Origin of the sequence: Streptomyces sp. NPDC093546, from assembly GCF_044765045.1 — a bacterium.
Taxonomy (GTDB): Bacteria; Actinomycetota; Actinomycetes; order Streptomycetales; family Streptomycetaceae; genus Streptomyces.
The window spans coordinates 417128-432375 of sequence record NZ_JBIWJG010000003.1 but is presented as its reverse complement, the minus strand read 5'-3'; the positions used below and the strand labels follow the sequence as shown (position 1 = coordinate 432375).

Annotated in this window: 17 protein-coding genes; 5 read left to right on the top strand and 12 right to left on the bottom strand. The window is 69.5% G+C overall.

What is annotated here, in order from left to right:
• Positions 1-11: 11 nt before the first annotated feature.
• The 4 genes from ACIRNI_RS08535 to ACIRNI_RS08520 are packed head-to-tail and all read left to right on the top strand — an operon-like array spanning position 12 to position 4666.
• Positions 12-1700 carry a GH3 auxin-responsive promoter family protein gene (locus ACIRNI_RS08535; RefSeq protein ID WP_403549492.1) on the top strand — a complete coding sequence of 563 codons (1689 nt, stop codon included), beginning with the start codon at positions 12-14 and terminating at the stop codon, positions 1698-1700.
• Complete coding sequence (locus ACIRNI_RS08530; RefSeq protein ID WP_403549490.1) at positions 1697-2593, top strand: alpha/beta hydrolase; 897 nt, start codon at positions 1697-1699, stop codon at positions 2591-2593. The genes ACIRNI_RS08535 and ACIRNI_RS08530 overlap by 4 nt, the downstream gene beginning before the upstream one ends.
• A complete protein-coding gene (locus tag ACIRNI_RS08525) occupies positions 2586-3815 on the top strand; it encodes an enolase C-terminal domain-like protein (RefSeq protein ID WP_403549488.1) in 1230 nt (409 codons plus the stop codon). Before ACIRNI_RS08530 ends, ACIRNI_RS08525 begins: the two co-directional genes overlap by 8 nt.
• Entirely contained in the window at positions 3812-4666 is an 855-nt protein-coding gene (locus tag ACIRNI_RS08520; RefSeq protein WP_403549486.1) for an FAH family protein, read from the top strand. The genes ACIRNI_RS08525 and ACIRNI_RS08520 overlap by 4 nt, the downstream gene beginning before the upstream one ends.
• A gap of 36 nt (positions 4667-4702) precedes the next feature.
• On the opposite strand, the gene ACIRNI_RS08515 is transcribed toward ACIRNI_RS08520, so the two are convergent.
• Entirely contained in the window at positions 4703-6331 is a 1629-nt protein-coding gene (locus ACIRNI_RS08515; RefSeq protein ID WP_403549484.1) for an ATP-binding cassette domain-containing protein, read from the bottom strand.
• Positions 6332-6378: 47 nt separating this feature from the next.
• Between ACIRNI_RS08515 and ACIRNI_RS08510 the strand changes: the two genes are divergently transcribed.
• Complete coding sequence (locus ACIRNI_RS08510; RefSeq protein WP_403549482.1) at positions 6379-7293, top strand: hypothetical protein; 915 nt, start codon at positions 6379-6381, stop codon at positions 7291-7293.
• On the opposite strand, the gene truA is transcribed toward ACIRNI_RS08510, so the two are convergent.
• The 11 genes from truA to rplO form a co-directional block, all read right to left on the bottom strand.
• Entirely contained in the window at positions 7258-8139 is an 882-nt protein-coding gene (truA, locus tag ACIRNI_RS08505) for a tRNA pseudouridine(38-40) synthase TruA (protein ID WP_403549480.1), read from the bottom strand. The two genes, ACIRNI_RS08510 and truA, sit on opposite strands and share 36 nt — an antisense overlap.
• 74 nt (positions 8140-8213) lie before the next feature.
• On the bottom strand, positions 8214-8726 hold the full coding sequence (gene rplQ / locus ACIRNI_RS08500) for a 50S ribosomal protein L17 (RefSeq protein ID WP_355353946.1): 513 nt from the start codon (positions 8724-8726) through the stop codon (positions 8214-8216).
• A gap of 84 nt (positions 8727-8810) precedes the next feature.
• A complete protein-coding gene (locus tag ACIRNI_RS08495; protein WP_023587013.1) occupies positions 8811-9833 on the bottom strand; it encodes a DNA-directed RNA polymerase subunit alpha in 1023 nt (340 codons plus the stop codon).
• 124 nt (positions 9834-9957) lie between these two features.
• Positions 9958-10362 carry a 30S ribosomal protein S11 gene (gene rpsK, locus ACIRNI_RS08490; RefSeq protein WP_003956432.1) on the bottom strand — a complete coding sequence of 135 codons (405 nt, stop codon included), beginning with the start codon at positions 10360-10362 and terminating at the stop codon, positions 9958-9960.
• A 64-nt stretch (positions 10363-10426) separates the two neighbouring features.
• Positions 10427-10807, bottom strand: a complete 381-nt coding sequence (gene rpsM / locus ACIRNI_RS08485; protein WP_064069941.1) for a 30S ribosomal protein S13 — start codon at positions 10805-10807, stop codon at positions 10427-10429.
• Positions 10808-11018: 211 nt separating this feature from the next.
• A complete protein-coding gene (rpmJ, locus tag ACIRNI_RS08480) occupies positions 11019-11132 on the bottom strand; it encodes a 50S ribosomal protein L36 (RefSeq protein WP_003956441.1) in 114 nt (37 codons plus the stop codon).
• A 69-nt stretch (positions 11133-11201) separates the two neighbouring features.
• Positions 11202-11423: a translation initiation factor IF-1 gene (gene infA, locus ACIRNI_RS08475; RefSeq protein ID WP_003956442.1), complete on the bottom strand. Its 222-nt coding sequence runs from the start codon at positions 11421-11423 to the stop codon at positions 11202-11204.
• 159 nt (positions 11424-11582) lie between these two features.
• Positions 11583-12419 carry a type I methionyl aminopeptidase gene (map, locus tag ACIRNI_RS08470; protein ID WP_355353941.1) on the bottom strand — a complete coding sequence of 279 codons (837 nt, stop codon included), beginning with the start codon at positions 12417-12419 and terminating at the stop codon, positions 11583-11585.
• A gap of 128 nt (positions 12420-12547) precedes the next feature.
• Positions 12548-13213: an adenylate kinase gene (locus tag ACIRNI_RS08465; RefSeq protein WP_403549477.1), complete on the bottom strand. Its 666-nt coding sequence runs from the start codon at positions 13211-13213 to the stop codon at positions 12548-12550.
• Entirely contained in the window at positions 13213-14532 is a 1320-nt protein-coding gene (gene secY, locus ACIRNI_RS08460; protein ID WP_403549475.1) for a preprotein translocase subunit SecY, read from the bottom strand. Before secY ends, ACIRNI_RS08465 begins: the two co-directional genes overlap by 1 nt.
• A gap of 259 nt (positions 14533-14791) precedes the next feature.
• Complete coding sequence (rplO, locus tag ACIRNI_RS08455; RefSeq protein ID WP_355353932.1) at positions 14792-15247, bottom strand: 50S ribosomal protein L15; 456 nt, start codon at positions 15245-15247, stop codon at positions 14792-14794.
• Position 15248 lies beyond the last annotated feature (1 nt).

Here is a 15248-nt window from a genome sequence, read left to right as displayed (position 1 = left end):
ATACCGAAGCCGTGGGCAGTTCGCACTGGCACGAGCACTGGAACGCGCGCCGCAGCCCCTTCGTCGAGGAGTGCCGGCAGGCCCGCGCGACCCTGCTGGCCGACCTCAAGGACCCCTACGCGGCGCAGCAGCGGGTCCTGAACGACATCATCGCCCTGTGCGCCGACTCGCTGCGCTGGAAGGAGCGGGGGTACGACGCCGTCGCCGCCGACCCGGCGGCCTTCCGGGACGTCGTCCCGGTGATGCGGTACGCCGACTTCACCGCGGACATCGACCGCGAGACCCGCACCAAGGGCGGCGTCCTGTCGTGCAGCCCCGTGCTGCGCTGGCTGAAGACGAGCGGAACGACCGACGTCCCCAAGCGGATCCCGTACACCCTGCACTGGCTGCTGACCTACCGCATCCCGGCGATGCAGGCCATGTGGGGCACGTACATGGAGCACCACCCGGAGATCCTCGCCCACCCGCACGCCACGCTCGACACCCAGACCGTGTACGACAACGTCGACGACTTCCTGTACGGCGTGCAGTACCAGGCGATCAGCAACCGCCACCCGAGGATCAACAGCCGGGACTGGAACCCGCCGTGGTCCGCGGCCCCGTGGTTCGGCACCGAGGCGCCGTCCTCGCACGCCGGCCGGATGTACCACCGGATCCGCCACCTCGTGGGCAAGGACCTGCACTTCATCTCGGCGATCAACCCGAGCACCCTGATCTCGCTGCGGGACCTGGTCGCCGAGCACGGCCCCGACCTGGTCCGCGACCTCGCCGAGGGCACGCTGGAGGGCAAGCCGTACACCGACCCCGACCCGGAGGCGGCCCGCCACCTCCAAGGCGTCCTGGAACGCGGCGAGTTCGCCCTCACGGACGTCTGGCCCTCGCTGCGGCTCTACAGCTGCTGGCTGTCGTCCTCGGCGGGGCTCTACCAGTCCCGGCTGGAGACGGTGCTGCCGGGCGTCGCCGCCATGCCGTTCATGAGCTGCGGCACCGAGGGCGTGACCACCATCCCGGTCGACGACTCCCTGGACAGCCAGCCCCTCGCCGTCAACCAGGCCTTCTTCGAGTTCGTACCGGCCGAGGTGGAGCTGGGCGCGCTGCTGGACGCGGGCGAGCGGGTCGACACGCTGCTCTTCGACGAGGTGCGGGAGGGCCGCGACTACCACCTGATCATGACGCAGGCCAACGGCCTGCACCGGCTGTGGAGCGGGGACGTCTACCGCGTCGACCGGATCGTGGACGGCACCCCGTGGGTGCACTTCGTCCAGCGCGACGACATCTACCACTCCTTCACCGGCGAGAAGATCACCGAGGTGCAGGTCACCCAGGCCATCGAGCAGGCCCTGGCGGACCGCGGGATGCCCGTCGGGCTCTACATGTGCGGACCGCAGTGGGCCGAACCGCCCTACTACGTCGTGGTCGGCGAGGCCACCGAGCCCGGACCGGACCTGGACCGGACGCTGTCGGAGGCGGTGGACCGCGCGCTGGGCGTCATCAACATCGAGTACGCGTCCAAGCGGAGCAGCGGCCGGCTCGGCCCGCTCTCCTTCGCCACGGTCCCGCACGGCGCCATCGCCGCCTACACCGAAGCGCGCCGCCAGCAGGGCAACGCCACCCAGTACAAGTACAAGCCCTTCCAGAAGGACACGGACTTCGCCGCCGACCTCCTCGGCGTCACGGCAGCGACGGGAGCGCACCGGTGATCGAGACCAAGAGGCCGCCGCAGAACCTCCGCCGGGAGATCATCACGCTCGCGGCCGACGACGGCACCGAACTGGCGCTCCACCTGTGGCGGCCCCGGGAGCGCACCAAGGGCGCGATCTTCTACTTCCACGGGCTGCAGAGCCACGCCGGATGGCTGTGGGAGGTGGGGCCGCGGTTCGCCGACAACGACGTCGCGTTCTTCGTCCTGGACCGGCGCGGCAGCGGCATCAGCGGCGGACCGCGCCACGAGATACCCGACGTGGACACGGTGGTCTCCGACTACACCGGCGCGCTCGCGCACGTACGCGAGCTGATCGGCGACGACGTCCCGCTGACCCTGTTCGGGCACTGCCTGGGCGGCTCCTTCCTCGCCGCCCTGCTGCACCACTCCGCCTTCGACGTCCGCTACGACGCCGCCGTCTACTGCTCGACCTGGCTGGGCCGGCTGCACTCGCTGCTCGGCGGGGAGGAGCGCGCGGCGCTGGCCGCCGACCGCTCCACGGAACTGTGGGACGCCGGGCTGAAGTCCGAGGACTTCACCGACGACCCCCGGTACCGGCACTTCATCGACCACGACGACCTGGCGCTGCGGGAGATCACCCGCCGCTCCCGCGCCACCCTGCTCGGCCTGGAGCGCCTCTACCTGGACCCGCACCACCCGGACCGGCGCGAACTGCCGGAGATCCCCGCGACGTTCGTGTCCGGCCTGACCGACCCGATCATCGACCTCGACGACACCCACCGGGTGTTCAACCGGATGGTCTCCGACCGGGGCATGATCATCAAGTTCCCGACCGACCGGCACTACCTCTTCTACACCGACGTCCGCGACGACGTGGTCGACTGGGCGTCGGCCTACACCCTGCTCCAGGCCGTGGACCGCGATGTCTGAGGCCGAGGCCCGGCTGTACCGGGTGGCGCTGCCGATGCGCGTCGGCTTCGACCACCCGGCGGCCCGCCGCTCCACCAGCGACAGCCTCGTCCTGAGCCTGACCGTCGACGGGGTCACCGGCCTCGGGGAGTGCGCGCCGCGGGCGTACGTCACCGGCGAGACGACCGCGAGCGTCACGGAGGCACTGCACCGGGTCCCCATGGACCGGCTGTTCGCGCGGCTGCGCGAGGTCCCGCCGGAGAAGCTCCTGGCGCGGCTGCGGGCGGACGGCTTCGAGGCGGCGCTGGGCCTGGACGTGACGGCCGCCGGGGCCGAGGCGGAGGGCGCGGAGGGCGCGGAGGGCGCGCGCAACAACCTCCTCTGCCTGCTGGAGACGGCGGTCCTCGACCTCCTCGCCCACCGGCTCTCCGTCCCGGCCACGGACCTCCTCCCGGACGCGGGGTTCCCGGAGCCCGCCACCCTGCCCGTGTCGCAGGTCCTCGACCTCAGCCTCGGTGTCGACACGTTCCTGGACACCCGGGGCCCCTTCCACTTCGTCAAGGTGAAGGCCTCGGAGGACATCGACCGCGACGTCCGCACGGTCGTCGCCATCCGGGACCGGCTCGGCCCCAAGGTCCCCGTCATGGTCGACGCCAACATGAGCTGGACCCCCGCCACCGCCGTGCCGTACGCGCGGCGGCTGCGCGACGCCGGGGCCGAGCTCGTGGAGGAGCCCCTGCCCCGCCGCTCCTGGGACGCCCTGCGTACGCTGCGCCGCGAGTCCGGCATCCGCGTGATGCTGGACGAGTCGGTCTGCACGCTCGCGGACGCCCGGGCGGCGGTGGCCGCCGAGGCGTGCGACGCCGTCAACGTACGTGTCGCGAAGAACGGCGGTCTGCTGAACGCCGCCCGCCTCGTCGCGTACGCCCGCAGCGCGGGCCTCGCCTTCCAGATCGGCGTGCAGGTCGCGGAGACCGGCCCGCTGATCAACGCCGGCCGCGCGCTGGCCTTCCGCAGCCCCGACGCCCTCACCGTCGAGGCGGGCCAGTCCGACCGGTTCTTCCCCGGCCCCGAGATGATCGTCTCGCCGCGCCCCCTGGTGGACCGCCGGGCCAACACCCTCGCTCCGCCCCCCGGTCCCGGATTCGGGATGCGCCTGACCCCCTCGGCCGCGCCCTGGGCGGCCCTGACCTGGGCCGATGGCCGCTGGTCCCCCATCACCCCCGAGGAGAACCCACGATGACGGTCCTGTACGAGTGCGTCCACCAGGGCGAGCGGCACTTCGGTCTCGGCGCGCCCGAGGACACCGTCCTGCGCCTGTACCCGCTGGGCGACACCGACCTGCGGGCCGCCCTGCTCGCGGCGGGCGGCGACACGGAGGCGTTCATCGCCGCCGTGACCGAGGGCCGCACACCGGTCGAGGTCCCGCCCGCCGACGTACACTTCCGGCCCCCGCTGCTGCCGGAGTCGGTCGGCGACGCCATGGTGAGCGGCTTCATGGCCACCCACAACGTCAAGATCGACGACAGCACGCAGACGCAGCCCAACTGGTTCTTCAAGGGCCTCGGCGACGTCCTGAAGGTCCCCGGCGAACCGCTGCGCGCCCCGGCCGGCTCCGTGGCGCTGACGGAGGAGGCGGAGGTCGTGCTCGTCTACGTCACCGACGAGCAGCGCACCCCGCAGTACGCCGGGTACACCTTCGGCAACGACCTCACCGACATCGGCCGCTTCAAGCGCCACAACGGCCACCTGTCGTACGCCAAGCTCTGCGACGCGGGCGTCGCCCCCTGGCTGTTCCTGGGCACCCCGCCCCGCCACGTCACCGGCGACGTCACCATCGCACGCGACGGCGTGCCGGCCTGGGAGGGCACCTTCACCACGGGGATCAAGGCCCTCCACTACGGCCTGCGGGACATGATGTCCGGCCTCTTCGCCCACGAGGCCCTGCTCCACCCCGGCCGGGTGCACTACGTCTACCTCGGCGCGGACCGCAGCAGCTTCCACAGCGGCTTCACCATGGCCGACGGCGACCGTGTCGAGATGCGGTTCACCACGCACGGCGTACGGCTGTCGAACCCGGTGTCGGCTCCGTAAGGACCTGGACGCCTGCGCGGGGCGGACCGGGAAGCGCTACCGCGCCCGGTCCACCCTCCGTTCGTCCCACACCGGCTCCGGCACCTCCCGCACGACACCGTCCGCGCCGAACACCAGGAAGCGGTCGAAGGCCCGCGCGAACCACCGGTCGTGCGTGACCGCGAGGACCGTGCCCTCGTACGCCTCGAGGCCCGCTTGCAGGGCCTCCGCCGACTCCAGGTCCAGGTTGTCCGTCGGCTCGTCGAGCAGCAGGGCCGTCGTGCCCGACAGCTCCAGCAGCAGGATCTGGAACCGCGCCTGCTGACCGCCCGACAGCCGGTCGAAGCCCTGGTCGCCCTGGCGCTCCAGCTCGTACCGGCGCAGCGCGGACATCGCCGCACCCCGGTCCTTGGCGTGCTCGGTCCACAGGATGTCGACCAGCGTCCGGCCCATCAGCTCCGGGTGGGCATGGGTCTGGGCGAAGTGCCCCGGCACCACACGCGCGCCGAGCTTCCACATGCCGGTGTGGGCGACGTCCTCCCCCGCCAGCAGCCGCAGGAAGTGCGACTTCCCGGAGCCGTTGGAGCCGAGGACGGCGACCCGCTCGCCGTAGAAGACCTCCAGCGAGAAGGGCTTCATCAGCCCGGTCAGCTCCAGCCCGGAGCAGGTCACCGCCCGCACCCCGGTCCGCCCGCCACGCAGCCGCATCCGGATGTCCTGCTCCCGCGGCGGCTCCGGCGGCGGGCCCGCCTCCTCGAACTTCCGCAGCCGCGTCTGGGCGGCCTGGTAGCGGGAGGCCAGCCCGTCGTTGAACGCGGCCTTGTTCTTCAGGGTGTTGACCAGCTGCTTGAGCTGCGCGTGCTTCTCCTCCCAGCGCCGCTGCAGCTCCTCGAAGCGCGCGAACCGCTCCCGCCGCGCCTCGTGGAACGTCCCGAAGCCACCGCCGTGCACCCACACGTCGGAGCCCCCCGGCCCCGGCTCGACGGCCACGATCTTCTCGGCGGCCCGCGCCAGCAGCTCCCGGTCGTGCGAGACGAACAGCACCGTCTTGCGGGTCTCGGCGAGGCGCTCCTCCAGCCACCGCTTGCCCGGCACGTCCAGGTAGTTGTCCGGCTCGTCCAGGAGCAGGACCTCCTCGGGCCCGCGCAGCAGCGCCTCCAGCACCAGCCGCTTCTGCTCGCCGCCGCTGAGCGTGCGCACCTCGCGGAACTGCGCCTTCTCGTACGGCACTCCCAGCGCCGCCATGGTGCACATGTCCCAGACGGTCTCGGCCTCGTACCCCCGCGCCTCCGCCCAGTCGCTCAGCGCCTGCGCGTACGCCATCTGCGCGGCCTCGTCGTCAACCGTCATGATCCGGTGCTCGGCGGCGTCCACCGCGGCCGCCGCCTCCCTGATCCGCGCGGGCGCCACCGACACCAGCAGGTCGCGCACGCTCCGCTCGTCCCGTACGGACCCGACGAACTGCGGCATCACGCCCAGGCCGCCCCCGACGGTCACGCCACCGCCGTGCGGCTGGAGCTCCCCCGCGATCAGCTTCAGCAGCGTCGACTTGCCGGCGCCGTTGGCCCCCACCAGGGCCACCACCGCGCCCTCGCCCACCCGGAACGACACGTCACCGAGCAGGATCCGCCCGTCCGGCAGGTAGTACTCCAGATGCGCGACCTCTACATGACCCATGGAGCGCATTGTCTCCGGGGACGAGGCTTTGCCCCAACCGGATTAGGATGCGCGGCATGAGCTTTGGGGGACCCCAGTGGCCGCAGGAGCCGCACCAGCAGCAGCACCAGCCGTTTCAGCAGCCGTACCAGCAGCAGCCGCCGTACGAGCAGTCGTACGACACCGGCACCCCGGACTGGAGCGCGCTCGCCGAAGCCTCCGAGGCCCGGGCCCGGCGCAGGCGCTGGCTGCTCATCGGCGGCGGCGCGCTCGCCACCGCCGCCATCGGCACGATCATCGCGGTCGCGATCGTCTCGGCCAACAAGGGCGGTGACGACAACAAGGCGTCCGCCACCGGCAGCACCACCCCCGAGCTGCCCACCGACACCACCAAGCCGCAGCCGTCCTTCTCCTCCGTCGCTCCCCCGCCCCCGCCGAACCCGATGGACTTCATCTCCACCGTCCAGAAGGACAAGGCCCCCCTCACCCCCGAGTCCCTCTTCCCTGGCAAACAGCTCACGGTCGGCGAACGCGTCTACAAGAAGGGCGCGACGAGCTCCACCACGAACTGCGCGACCGCCGCCATGGCGGGCCTCGGCCCGGTCCTCCAGAAGCACGGCTGCACGCGCGTCATCCGCGCCACGTACGAGAGGGACGGCGTCGCCATCACCGTGGGCGTCGCGCTCTTCGACGCCCAGGCCGCCGCGCTCAAGGCCAAGGAGCAGGTCCAGGGCGGCATCACCCCGCTCGCCGGATCCGGCGTCGGCGGCTTCTGCCAGGTCAAGACGGTCTGCCTGCGCCGCGCCAACTCCCTCGGCCGGTACGCCTACTTCACCCAGGCCGGGTACACCAGCGGCAAGAAGGTGACGGAGGCGGACGCGGTCGTCTACAAGACCAGCGACGACGTCGGCACCTTCGCCTTCAACCAGATCTACGCCCGCGGCCGCGCCCAGGCCTCAGCAGCAGCCGCCTCCCCCGCGCCCGCCGGCTGACACCGAGATCGGCAGTGACCGCTTGTTGCGGGCCTCCAGGTTCCTGGCGGCCAGCAGCTCGTCGGCCGGGTAGCCGACCTCTTCCAGCGTGAGCCCGTGCGGCCGTACGACATGGACGGCCGAGTCCCGCACGCCCGCGGCCAGCACCTTCCCGGGCCACTCCACCGGCCGGTGCCCGTCGCCGACGAAGAGCAGCGCGCCCACCAGCGAGCGCACCATGTTGTGGCAGAAGGCGTCGGCCCTGACCGTGGCCTCCAGCACCCCGGACGGCAGCCGCTCCCAGCGCAGCTCCTGGAGCGTGCGGATGGTGGTCGCCCCGTCGCGCTTCTTGCAGTACGCCGCGAAGTCGTGCTCGCCGACGAGCCGCTCGGCGGCGGCGTTCATGGCGTCGACGTCCAGCGCCCAGTCGTGCCACAGCACATGGCCCCGCAGCAGCGGGTCCACGCCGCCCGGGTCGTCCGTGACCCGGTACGCGTACCGCCGCCAGATCGCCGAGAACCGCGCGTTGAAGCCGGCCGGCGCCTCCTCGACGCGCCAGATCCGCACGTCGTGCGCCAGCCGCCCGGCCAGCCGCCGCAGCAGCTTGTCCCGGTGCTCGGCCCACAGCGCATCCGGCAGGTCGACGTGCGCGACCTGCCCGCGCGCGTGCACCCCGGCGTCGGTCCGCCCGGCCACGGTCAGCTCGTACGTCTCCGAGGAGCGCGTCACCGTCCGCAGCGCGTCCTCGATCTCGCCCTGCACGGTCCGCTGCCCGCCGGCCTGCTTGGCCCAGCCGTGGAAGTCCTTGCCGTCGTACGACAGGTCCAGCCGCACCCGTACGAAACCGGGCTTCACCTCATCGCTCACGCGATCCATCCTCTCAAGCGGAACGGGCCCGCCCCCACGAGGGGGACGGGCCCGCAAGCCGTTCAGAACGCGGTTCAGGCGTCCTTCGACTCCTCGGCCGGAGCCTCGGCAGCCTTGGCCTCGGCCTCGTCGGCCTTCGCCTCGTCGACCTTGGCGTTGGCCTCGTCGGCCTCCTTGACCGCGCGCTTCGTCGCGGCCTCGGCCTCGGCGACGGTCGCCTTCTTCGCGATCTCACCCTCGACCAGCTCGATCACGGCCATCGGGGCGTTGTCGCCACGACGGTTGCCGATCTTGGTGATGCGGGTGTAGCCACCCGGGCGCTCGGCGTAGCGCGGGGCGATCTCGGTGAAGAGCGTGTGGACGATGCCCTTGTCCGTGATCGTCTGCAGCACCAGGCGACGGTTGTGGATGTCGCCCTTCTTCGCCTTGGTGATCAGGCGCTCGGCGACCGGACGCAGGCGGCGGGCCTTGGCCTCGGTCGTGGTGATGCGGCCGTGCTCGAACAGCGACTTCGCGAGGTTCGCGAGAAGCAGCTTCTCGTGCGCGGCGCTGCCGCCCAGACGGGCACCCTTGGCGGGCTTCGGCATGGTGTTTCTCCTTGTGATCTGCCCCGGCCGTATCAGGTACCGGGGTCAGGACCCCGCAGGCGGTCGCCTACGGGCAGCAATCCATCAGTACTGCTCGGTCTCGACGAAGCCCGCGTCCGCGTCGTCGTCGGCGCCGAAGGCGTCGGCGGCGGCGGTCGGGTCGAATCCGGGCGGGCTGTCCTTGAGGGCCAGGCCCATGCCGGCCAGCTTCGCCTTGACCTCGTCGATCGACTTCGCACCGAAGTTGCGGATGTCGAGCAGGTCGGCCTCGGAGCGCGCCACGAGCTCACCCACGGAGTGGATGCCCTCACGCTTGAGGCAGTTGTACGAGCGGACCGTGAGCTCCAGCTCCTCGATCGGCAGCGCCAGGTCCGCGGCGAGCGCGGCGTCCGTCGGGGACGGACCCATGTCGATGCCCTCGGCGTCGATGTTGAGCTCGCGCGCCAGGCCGAAGAGCTCGACCAGGGTCTTACCGGCGGAGGCCATGGCGTCACGCGGACGCATCGCCTGCTTGGTCTCGACGTCGACGATCAGCTTGTCGAAGTCGGTGCGCTGCTCGACTCGGGTCGCCTCGACCTTGTAGGTGACCTTGAGGACGGGCGAGTAGATGGAGTCGACCGGGATGCGGCCGATCTCCTGGCCCGCCTGCTTGTTCTGAACGGCGGAGACGTAGCCGCGACCGCGCTCGACGGTCAGCTCCATCTCGAGCTTGCCCTTGCCGTTCAGCGTGGCGAGCACCAGGTCGGGGTTGTGCACCTCGACACCGGCCGGCGGGGCGATGTCGGCCGCGGTCACGAGGCCCGGGCCCTGCTTGCGCAGGTACATCACGACCGGCTCGTCGTGCTCGCTCGACACGACCAGCTGCTTGATGTTGAGGATGAGGTCGGTGACGTCCTCCTTGACACCCGGCACGGTGGTGAACTCGTGCAGGACACCGTCGATGCGGATGGACGTGACGGCCGCACCCGGGATCGAGGAGAGGAGCGTACGGCGGAGCGAGTTGCCGAGCGTGTAGCCGAAGCCCGGCTCCAGGGGCTCGATGACGAACCGCGAGCGGTACTCGTCAACAACCTCTTCGGTCAGCGAGGGACGCTGAGCGATAAGCATGGTGTGTTTCCTTCAGTCGTGGACGCCCGCTATTTGACGTCCTCTGATACTGCAAGGGTACGGGCGGCACGCCCCCGAAGAGCCGTACCGCCCGGAACCTCACAAGACAAGCAGCAGCCGTGCGTCAGACGCGGCGGCGCTTCGGCGGACGGCAGCCGTTGTGCGGGGTGGGGGTGACGTCCTGGATCGAGCCGACCTCGAGGCCGGTGGCCTGGAGGGAGCGGATCGCGGTCTCACGGCCGGAGCCGGGACCCTTGACGAAGACGTCGACCTTGCGCATGCCGTGCTCCTGCGCGCGGCGGGCGGCCGACTCGGCGGCCATCTGCGCGGCGAAGGGGGTGGACTTGCGCGAGCCCTTGAAGCCGACGTGGCCGGCGGAGGCCCAGGAGATCACGTTGCCGCTCGGGTCCGTGATGGACACGATCGTGTTGTTGAACGTGCTCTTGATGTGCGCGTGGCCGTGAGCGACGTTCTTCTTTTCCTTGCGGCGCACCTTCTTGGCAGCGCCCTGACGACCCTTGGGGGGCATGTCTTACTCCTACGGGAGGTGGTCGGTCCTACAGCGAAGACCGTGGACAGTCGTCCGCTGCGGACTACTTCTTGCCCGGCTTCTTCTTGCCGGCGATGGCGCGACGCGGGCCCTTGCGGGTACGAGCGTTCGTGCTGGTGCGCTGGCCGTGGACCGGCAGACCGCGACGGTGGCGCAGACCCTGGTAGCAGCCGATCTCGACCTTGCGGCGGATGTCGGCCTGGATCTCGCGACGGAGGTCACCCTCGGTCTTGAGGTTGGCGTCCACGTACTCGCGGATCTTGACCAGGTCCTCTTCGGACAGGTCACGAACGCGGGTGTTCGGGTTCACACCGGTGGAGGCGAGGGTCTCCTTCGCCAGGGTGCGGCCGATGCCGAAGACGTAGGTGAGTGCGACCTCCACGCGCTTGTCGCGCGGGATGTCAACACCGGAAACGCGTGCCATTCAATGGCTCCTGTGTGTTCGGGGGTCTTCCACAGCACCGCTCCATGGCCGCCGACCGCTTGCGATCAAAGGGATCGAAAGAAGTGGTACGTCCAGGTCCCCGGCCCCCGCCGGAGGTGTCGTCAGCCCTGTCAGGGCTTGGACGGGCGCTGCGTATGTACGAATTTGCTCGCGTCGCGCGAAGATACTGCGAGGTGCAGGTTGGCGTGCGTCAGCCCTGGCGCTGCTTGTGGCGCAGGTTGTCGCAGATGACCATGACCCGGCCGTGGCGGCGGATCACCTTGCACTTGTCGCAGATCTTCTTGACGCTCGGCTTGACCTTCATGGGATGTGAGGTTCTCCGGGTCGGTGCCACCACCCGCGCGGAAGAACGCCGCGCCGGTGCGGGCAAGATCTACTTGTAGCGGTAGACGATCCGGCCACGCGTCAGGTCGTACGGAGAGAGCTCCACCACGACCCGGTCGTCCGGGAGGATACGGATGTAGTGCATCCGCATCTTGCCGGAGATGTGCGCGAGGACCTTGTGACCGTTCTGGAGCTCCACCTTGAACATGGCGTTCGGCAGGGACTCGATCACGGTGCCCTCAATCTCGATGGCACCTTGCTTCTTGGCCACGCTTCGCCCTTCGAATCGGCTACCTTGATCGACTCTCCTCTCCGCGTGTGGACACACGGGTACACGAGAGCCGACGCATCAGTCTACGTCAGGGCATTCGAAAAGACGAATCGGGCCCAGTCTGCCCATGCCGGAAGATCACTATGCAAGAGGATCCGGTCATGCCAGCGGATCCGGCGCCGCCGTGACACCCAGCTCCGCCAGCTTGGCCTTGCCCCCGTCGGGAGCGGTCAGCACCAGCGGGCCGTCCTCCGTGAGGGCGACCGAGTGCTCCCAGTGGGAGGACCAGGTGCCGTCCGTCGTGATGACGGTCCACTCGTCCTCCAGCACCTCCGTGCGCGGCGTACCCAGCGAGACCATCGGCTCGATGGCCAGGCAGAAGCCGGGGACCAGCTTCGGTCCCTTGCCGCGCTTGCGGGAGACGTAGTTCAGCAGGTGCGGGTCCATGTGCATCTCGGTGCCGATGCCGTGGCCGCCGTACTCCTCGATGATCCCGTACTTGCCGCCGCCCGGCTTCGGCTGGCGGCGGATGTACGTCTCGATGGCGCGGGAGATGTCGACCAGCCGGTTGCCGTTCCGCATCGCGGCGATGCCGTGCCACATCGACTCCTCCGTCACCCGGGAGAGCTCGATCAGCTCCGGGGCGTGACCGGAGCCCACGAAGGCGGTGTACGCCGCGTCACCGTGCCAGCCGTCGACGACCGCGCCGCAGTCGATGGAGATGACGTCGCCGTCCTTGAGGACGACGTCCTCGCTGGGGATGCCGTGGACGACGACCTCGTTCACCGAGGTGCAGATCGTCGCGGGGAACCCGCCGTACCCGAGGAAGTTCGACTTGGCGCCGTGCTCGGCGAGCACCTTGCGGGCCACCTCGTCCAGGTCCTTCGTCGTCGCGCCGGGAACCGCCGCCTCGCGCGTCGCCGCGTGGATGGCGGCGACGACCAGCCCCGCCTCGCGCATCTTCGCGATCTGCTCGGGAGTCTTGATCTGCACCATGACGGCTGACGCCTTTCCAAACGGAGAACGGGGTGACCTGACAACGATACGGCGGTACGACACCGGCCGCGGCGCCCCCGAGGGGCACCGCGGCCGGTGTACTACACGTACGGAAGGTACGACGGGTGCTAGGCGGCCTGCTCGCCGCGGCCCCGCAGCGCCTCCATCGCGCGCGCGGTCACGTCCTCGACCTTGCCGAGCGCGGAGATGGTGACCACCAGGCCCTGGGCCTTGTAGTAGTCGATGATCGGCTCGGTCTGCGTGTGGTAGACCTCCAGCCGCTTGCGCACCGTCTCCTCGGAGTCGTCGTCGCGCTGGTACAGGTCGCCGCCGCAGACGTCGCAGACGCCCTCGGTCTTCGGCTGCGAGTACGTCACGTGGAAGACGTGCGCGCTGTCGTTGCGGCAGATGCGGCGGCCCGCGATCCGCTTGACGACCTCGTCCTCGGGGACCTCCAGGTCCAGCACCGCGTCAAGCTTCATGCCCTCGGCGACCAGCGTGGCGTCCAGCGCCTGCGCCTGCGACACGTTGCGCGGGAAGCCGTCCAGCAGGAAGCCGTTCACCGCGTCGGGCTGCTCCATGCGGTCCTTGGCCATGCCGATGGTGACCTCGTCGGGTACCAGCTCGCCGGCGTCCATGTAGGACTTGGCCTTCAGGCCCAGCTCCGTGCCCTGGCTGATGTTGGCACGGAAGAGGTCGCCCGTGGAGATGTGCGGAATCGACAGGTTCCCGGCAAGGAACGCGGCCTGCGTTCCCTTCCCGGCACCGGGCGGTCCGACGAGGACGATTCGCATCAGCGGAGGAACCCTTCGTAATTGCGCTGCTGGAGCTGGCTCTCGATCTGCTTCACGGTCTCCAGACCCACACCCACGATGATCAGGATGCTCGTCCCGCCGAACGGGAAGTTCTGGTTCGCGCCACCGAAGCCCGCCAACGCCATCGTCGGCACGAGAGCGATCAGACCCAGGTACAGCGAGCCCGGCCAGGTGATCCGGTTGAGCACGTAGCTCAGGTACTCGGCAGTAGGTCGACCAGCCCGGATGCCCGGGATGAAGCCACCATACTTCTTCATGTTGTCCGCGACTTCCTCGGGGTTGAACGAGATGGCCACGTAGAAGAACGCGAAGAACACGATCAACAGGAAGTACACGGTGATGTAGTACGGGTGGTCACCCTTGACGAAGTGCTGTTCGATCCAGGTTTTCCAGCCCGCGGTGGAGTTCGAGAACTGCGCGATGAGTGCCGGGATGTAGAGCAGCGACGACGCGAAGATGACGGGAATCACACCCGCCTGGTTCACCTTGAGCGGGATGTACGTGGACGTACCGCCGTACGACCGCCGACCGATCATCCTCTTCGCGTACTGCACGGGGATCCGGCGCTGGGCCTGCTCGACGAAGACGACGAGCGCCACCATGACGAAGCCGATCAGGATGACCGTGCCGAACTCGATCCAGCCCTTGGCGAGCTTGCCGCTCTCCTTGATGGCCCACAGGGCGCCCGGGAAGCCGGCCGCGATCGAGATGAACATCAGGATCGACATGCCGTTGCCGATGCCGCGGTCGGTGATCAGCTCGCCGAGCCACATCACGACCGCCGTACCCGCGGTCATGGTGATCACCATGGTGATGGTGACGAAGATCGACTGGTCCGGGACGACCTCGCTCGCCACGGTGCAGTTGCTGAAGAGGGCGCCGGTCCGGGCGGTGGCCACGAGGCCGGTGCCCTGGAGGATCGCCAGCGCGACGGTGAGGTAGCGGGTGTACTGCGTGATCTTCGCCTGCCCGGACTGCCCCTCCTTCTTGAGGGCTTCCAGACGTGGGATGACCACGGTCAGCAGCTGCAGGATGATGCTCGCCGTGATGTACGGCATGATGCCGAGCGCGAAGATCGTGATCTGCAGCAGCGCCCCGCCACTGAACATGTTCACGAGGCCGAACAGGCTGTTGTTCCCCTGCTGGGCCTGGTCCACACACATCTGGACCTTCTCGTAGCTGACCCCGGGCACGGGGACGTGCGCCCCGAGCCGGTACAGCACGATGATGCCGAGCGTGAAGAGCAGCTTCTTGCGCAGGTCGGGCGTCTTGAACGCCCGGGCGAACGCGGTGAGCACGGTGCCTCCTGCGACCCCCGCGCTATGCGTCAGAGGTGACGGTCTTGAGGATCGACGAATACGAATCAGTCAACGGTCAGTAAAAACCGCGTGGACAGTCCTGAGGACTGACCGCGCGGCCCGGGGCACAGGCCCCAAGTCATTACAGCAACACAGTGCACGCCACCTTACCGGCGGACATGCCCCCCTAGGAACGACCAACCGGGGATGCCCCTTTTGAGAGGCATCCCCGGTCGGATGTTCAAGCCATCGAGTCGTCTCAGACGAGCTCGGTGACGGTACCGCCCGCGGCGGTGATCTTCTCCTTGGCGGAGCCGGAGACGGCGTCGACCGTCACCTGCAGCGCCACGGAGATGTCGCCCTGGCCCAGGACCTTGACGAGCTGGTTCTTGCGCACGGCACCCTTGGCGACCAGGTCGGCAACGGTGACCTCGCCACCCTCGGGGTAGAGCGCGGCCAGCTTGTCCAGGTTCACGACCTGGTACTCGGTCTTGAAGGGGTTCTTGAAGCCCTTCAGCTTCGGGAGACGCATGTGGAGCGGCATCTGGCCACCCTCGAAGCTCTCCGGAACCTGGTAACGGGCCTTCGTGCCCTTCGTACCACGACCGGCCGTCTTACCCTTCGACGCCTCACCACGACCCACACGGGTCTTGGCGGTCTTGGCGCCCGGGGCGGGACGGAGGTTGTGGACCTTCAGCGGGTTCTGCTCCGCCATG

What these genes read in the sequence shown, in the direction of transcription:
- rplO (WP_355353932.1), bottom strand. Translation starts at nt 15,247, where the DNA reads ATGGCGGAGCAGAACCCGCTGAAGGTCCACAACCTCCGTCCCGCCCCG.
- rpsM (WP_064069941.1), bottom strand. Translation starts at nt 10,807, where the DNA reads ATGGCACGCGTTTCCGGTGTTGACATCCCGCGCGACAAGCGCGTGGAG.
- map (WP_355353941.1), bottom strand. Translation starts at nt 12,419, where the DNA reads ATGGTGCAGATCAAGACTCCCGAGCAGATCGCGAAGATGCGCGAGGCG.
- rplQ (WP_355353946.1), bottom strand. Translation starts at nt 8,726, where the DNA reads ATGCCGAAGCCCGCCAAGGGTGCCCGTCTGGGCGGCAGCGCCGCGCAC.
- rpsK (WP_003956432.1), bottom strand. Translation starts at nt 10,362, where the DNA reads ATGCCCCCCAAGGGTCGTCAGGGCGCTGCCAAGAAGGTGCGCCGCAAG.
- ACIRNI_RS08495 (WP_023587013.1), bottom strand. Translation starts at nt 9,833, where the DNA reads ATGCTTATCGCTCAGCGTCCCTCGCTGACCGAAGAGGTTGTTGACGAG.
- rpmJ (WP_003956441.1), bottom strand. Translation starts at nt 11,132, where the DNA reads ATGAAGGTCAAGCCGAGCGTCAAGAAGATCTGCGACAAGTGCAAGGTG.
- ACIRNI_RS08520 (WP_403549486.1), top strand. Translation starts at nt 3,812, where the DNA reads ATGACGGTCCTGTACGAGTGCGTCCACCAGGGCGAGCGGCACTTCGGT.
- ACIRNI_RS08510 (WP_403549482.1), top strand. Translation starts at nt 6,379, where the DNA reads ATGAGCTTTGGGGGACCCCAGTGGCCGCAGGAGCCGCACCAGCAGCAG.
- ACIRNI_RS08465 (WP_403549477.1), bottom strand. Translation starts at nt 13,213, where the DNA reads ATGCGAATCGTCCTCGTCGGACCGCCCGGTGCCGGGAAGGGAACGCAG.
- ACIRNI_RS08525 (WP_403549488.1), top strand. Translation starts at nt 2,586, where the DNA reads ATGTCTGAGGCCGAGGCCCGGCTGTACCGGGTGGCGCTGCCGATGCGC.
- ACIRNI_RS08515 (WP_403549484.1), bottom strand. Translation starts at nt 6,331, where the DNA reads ATGCGCTCCATGGGTCATGTAGAGGTCGCGCATCTGGAGTACTACCTG.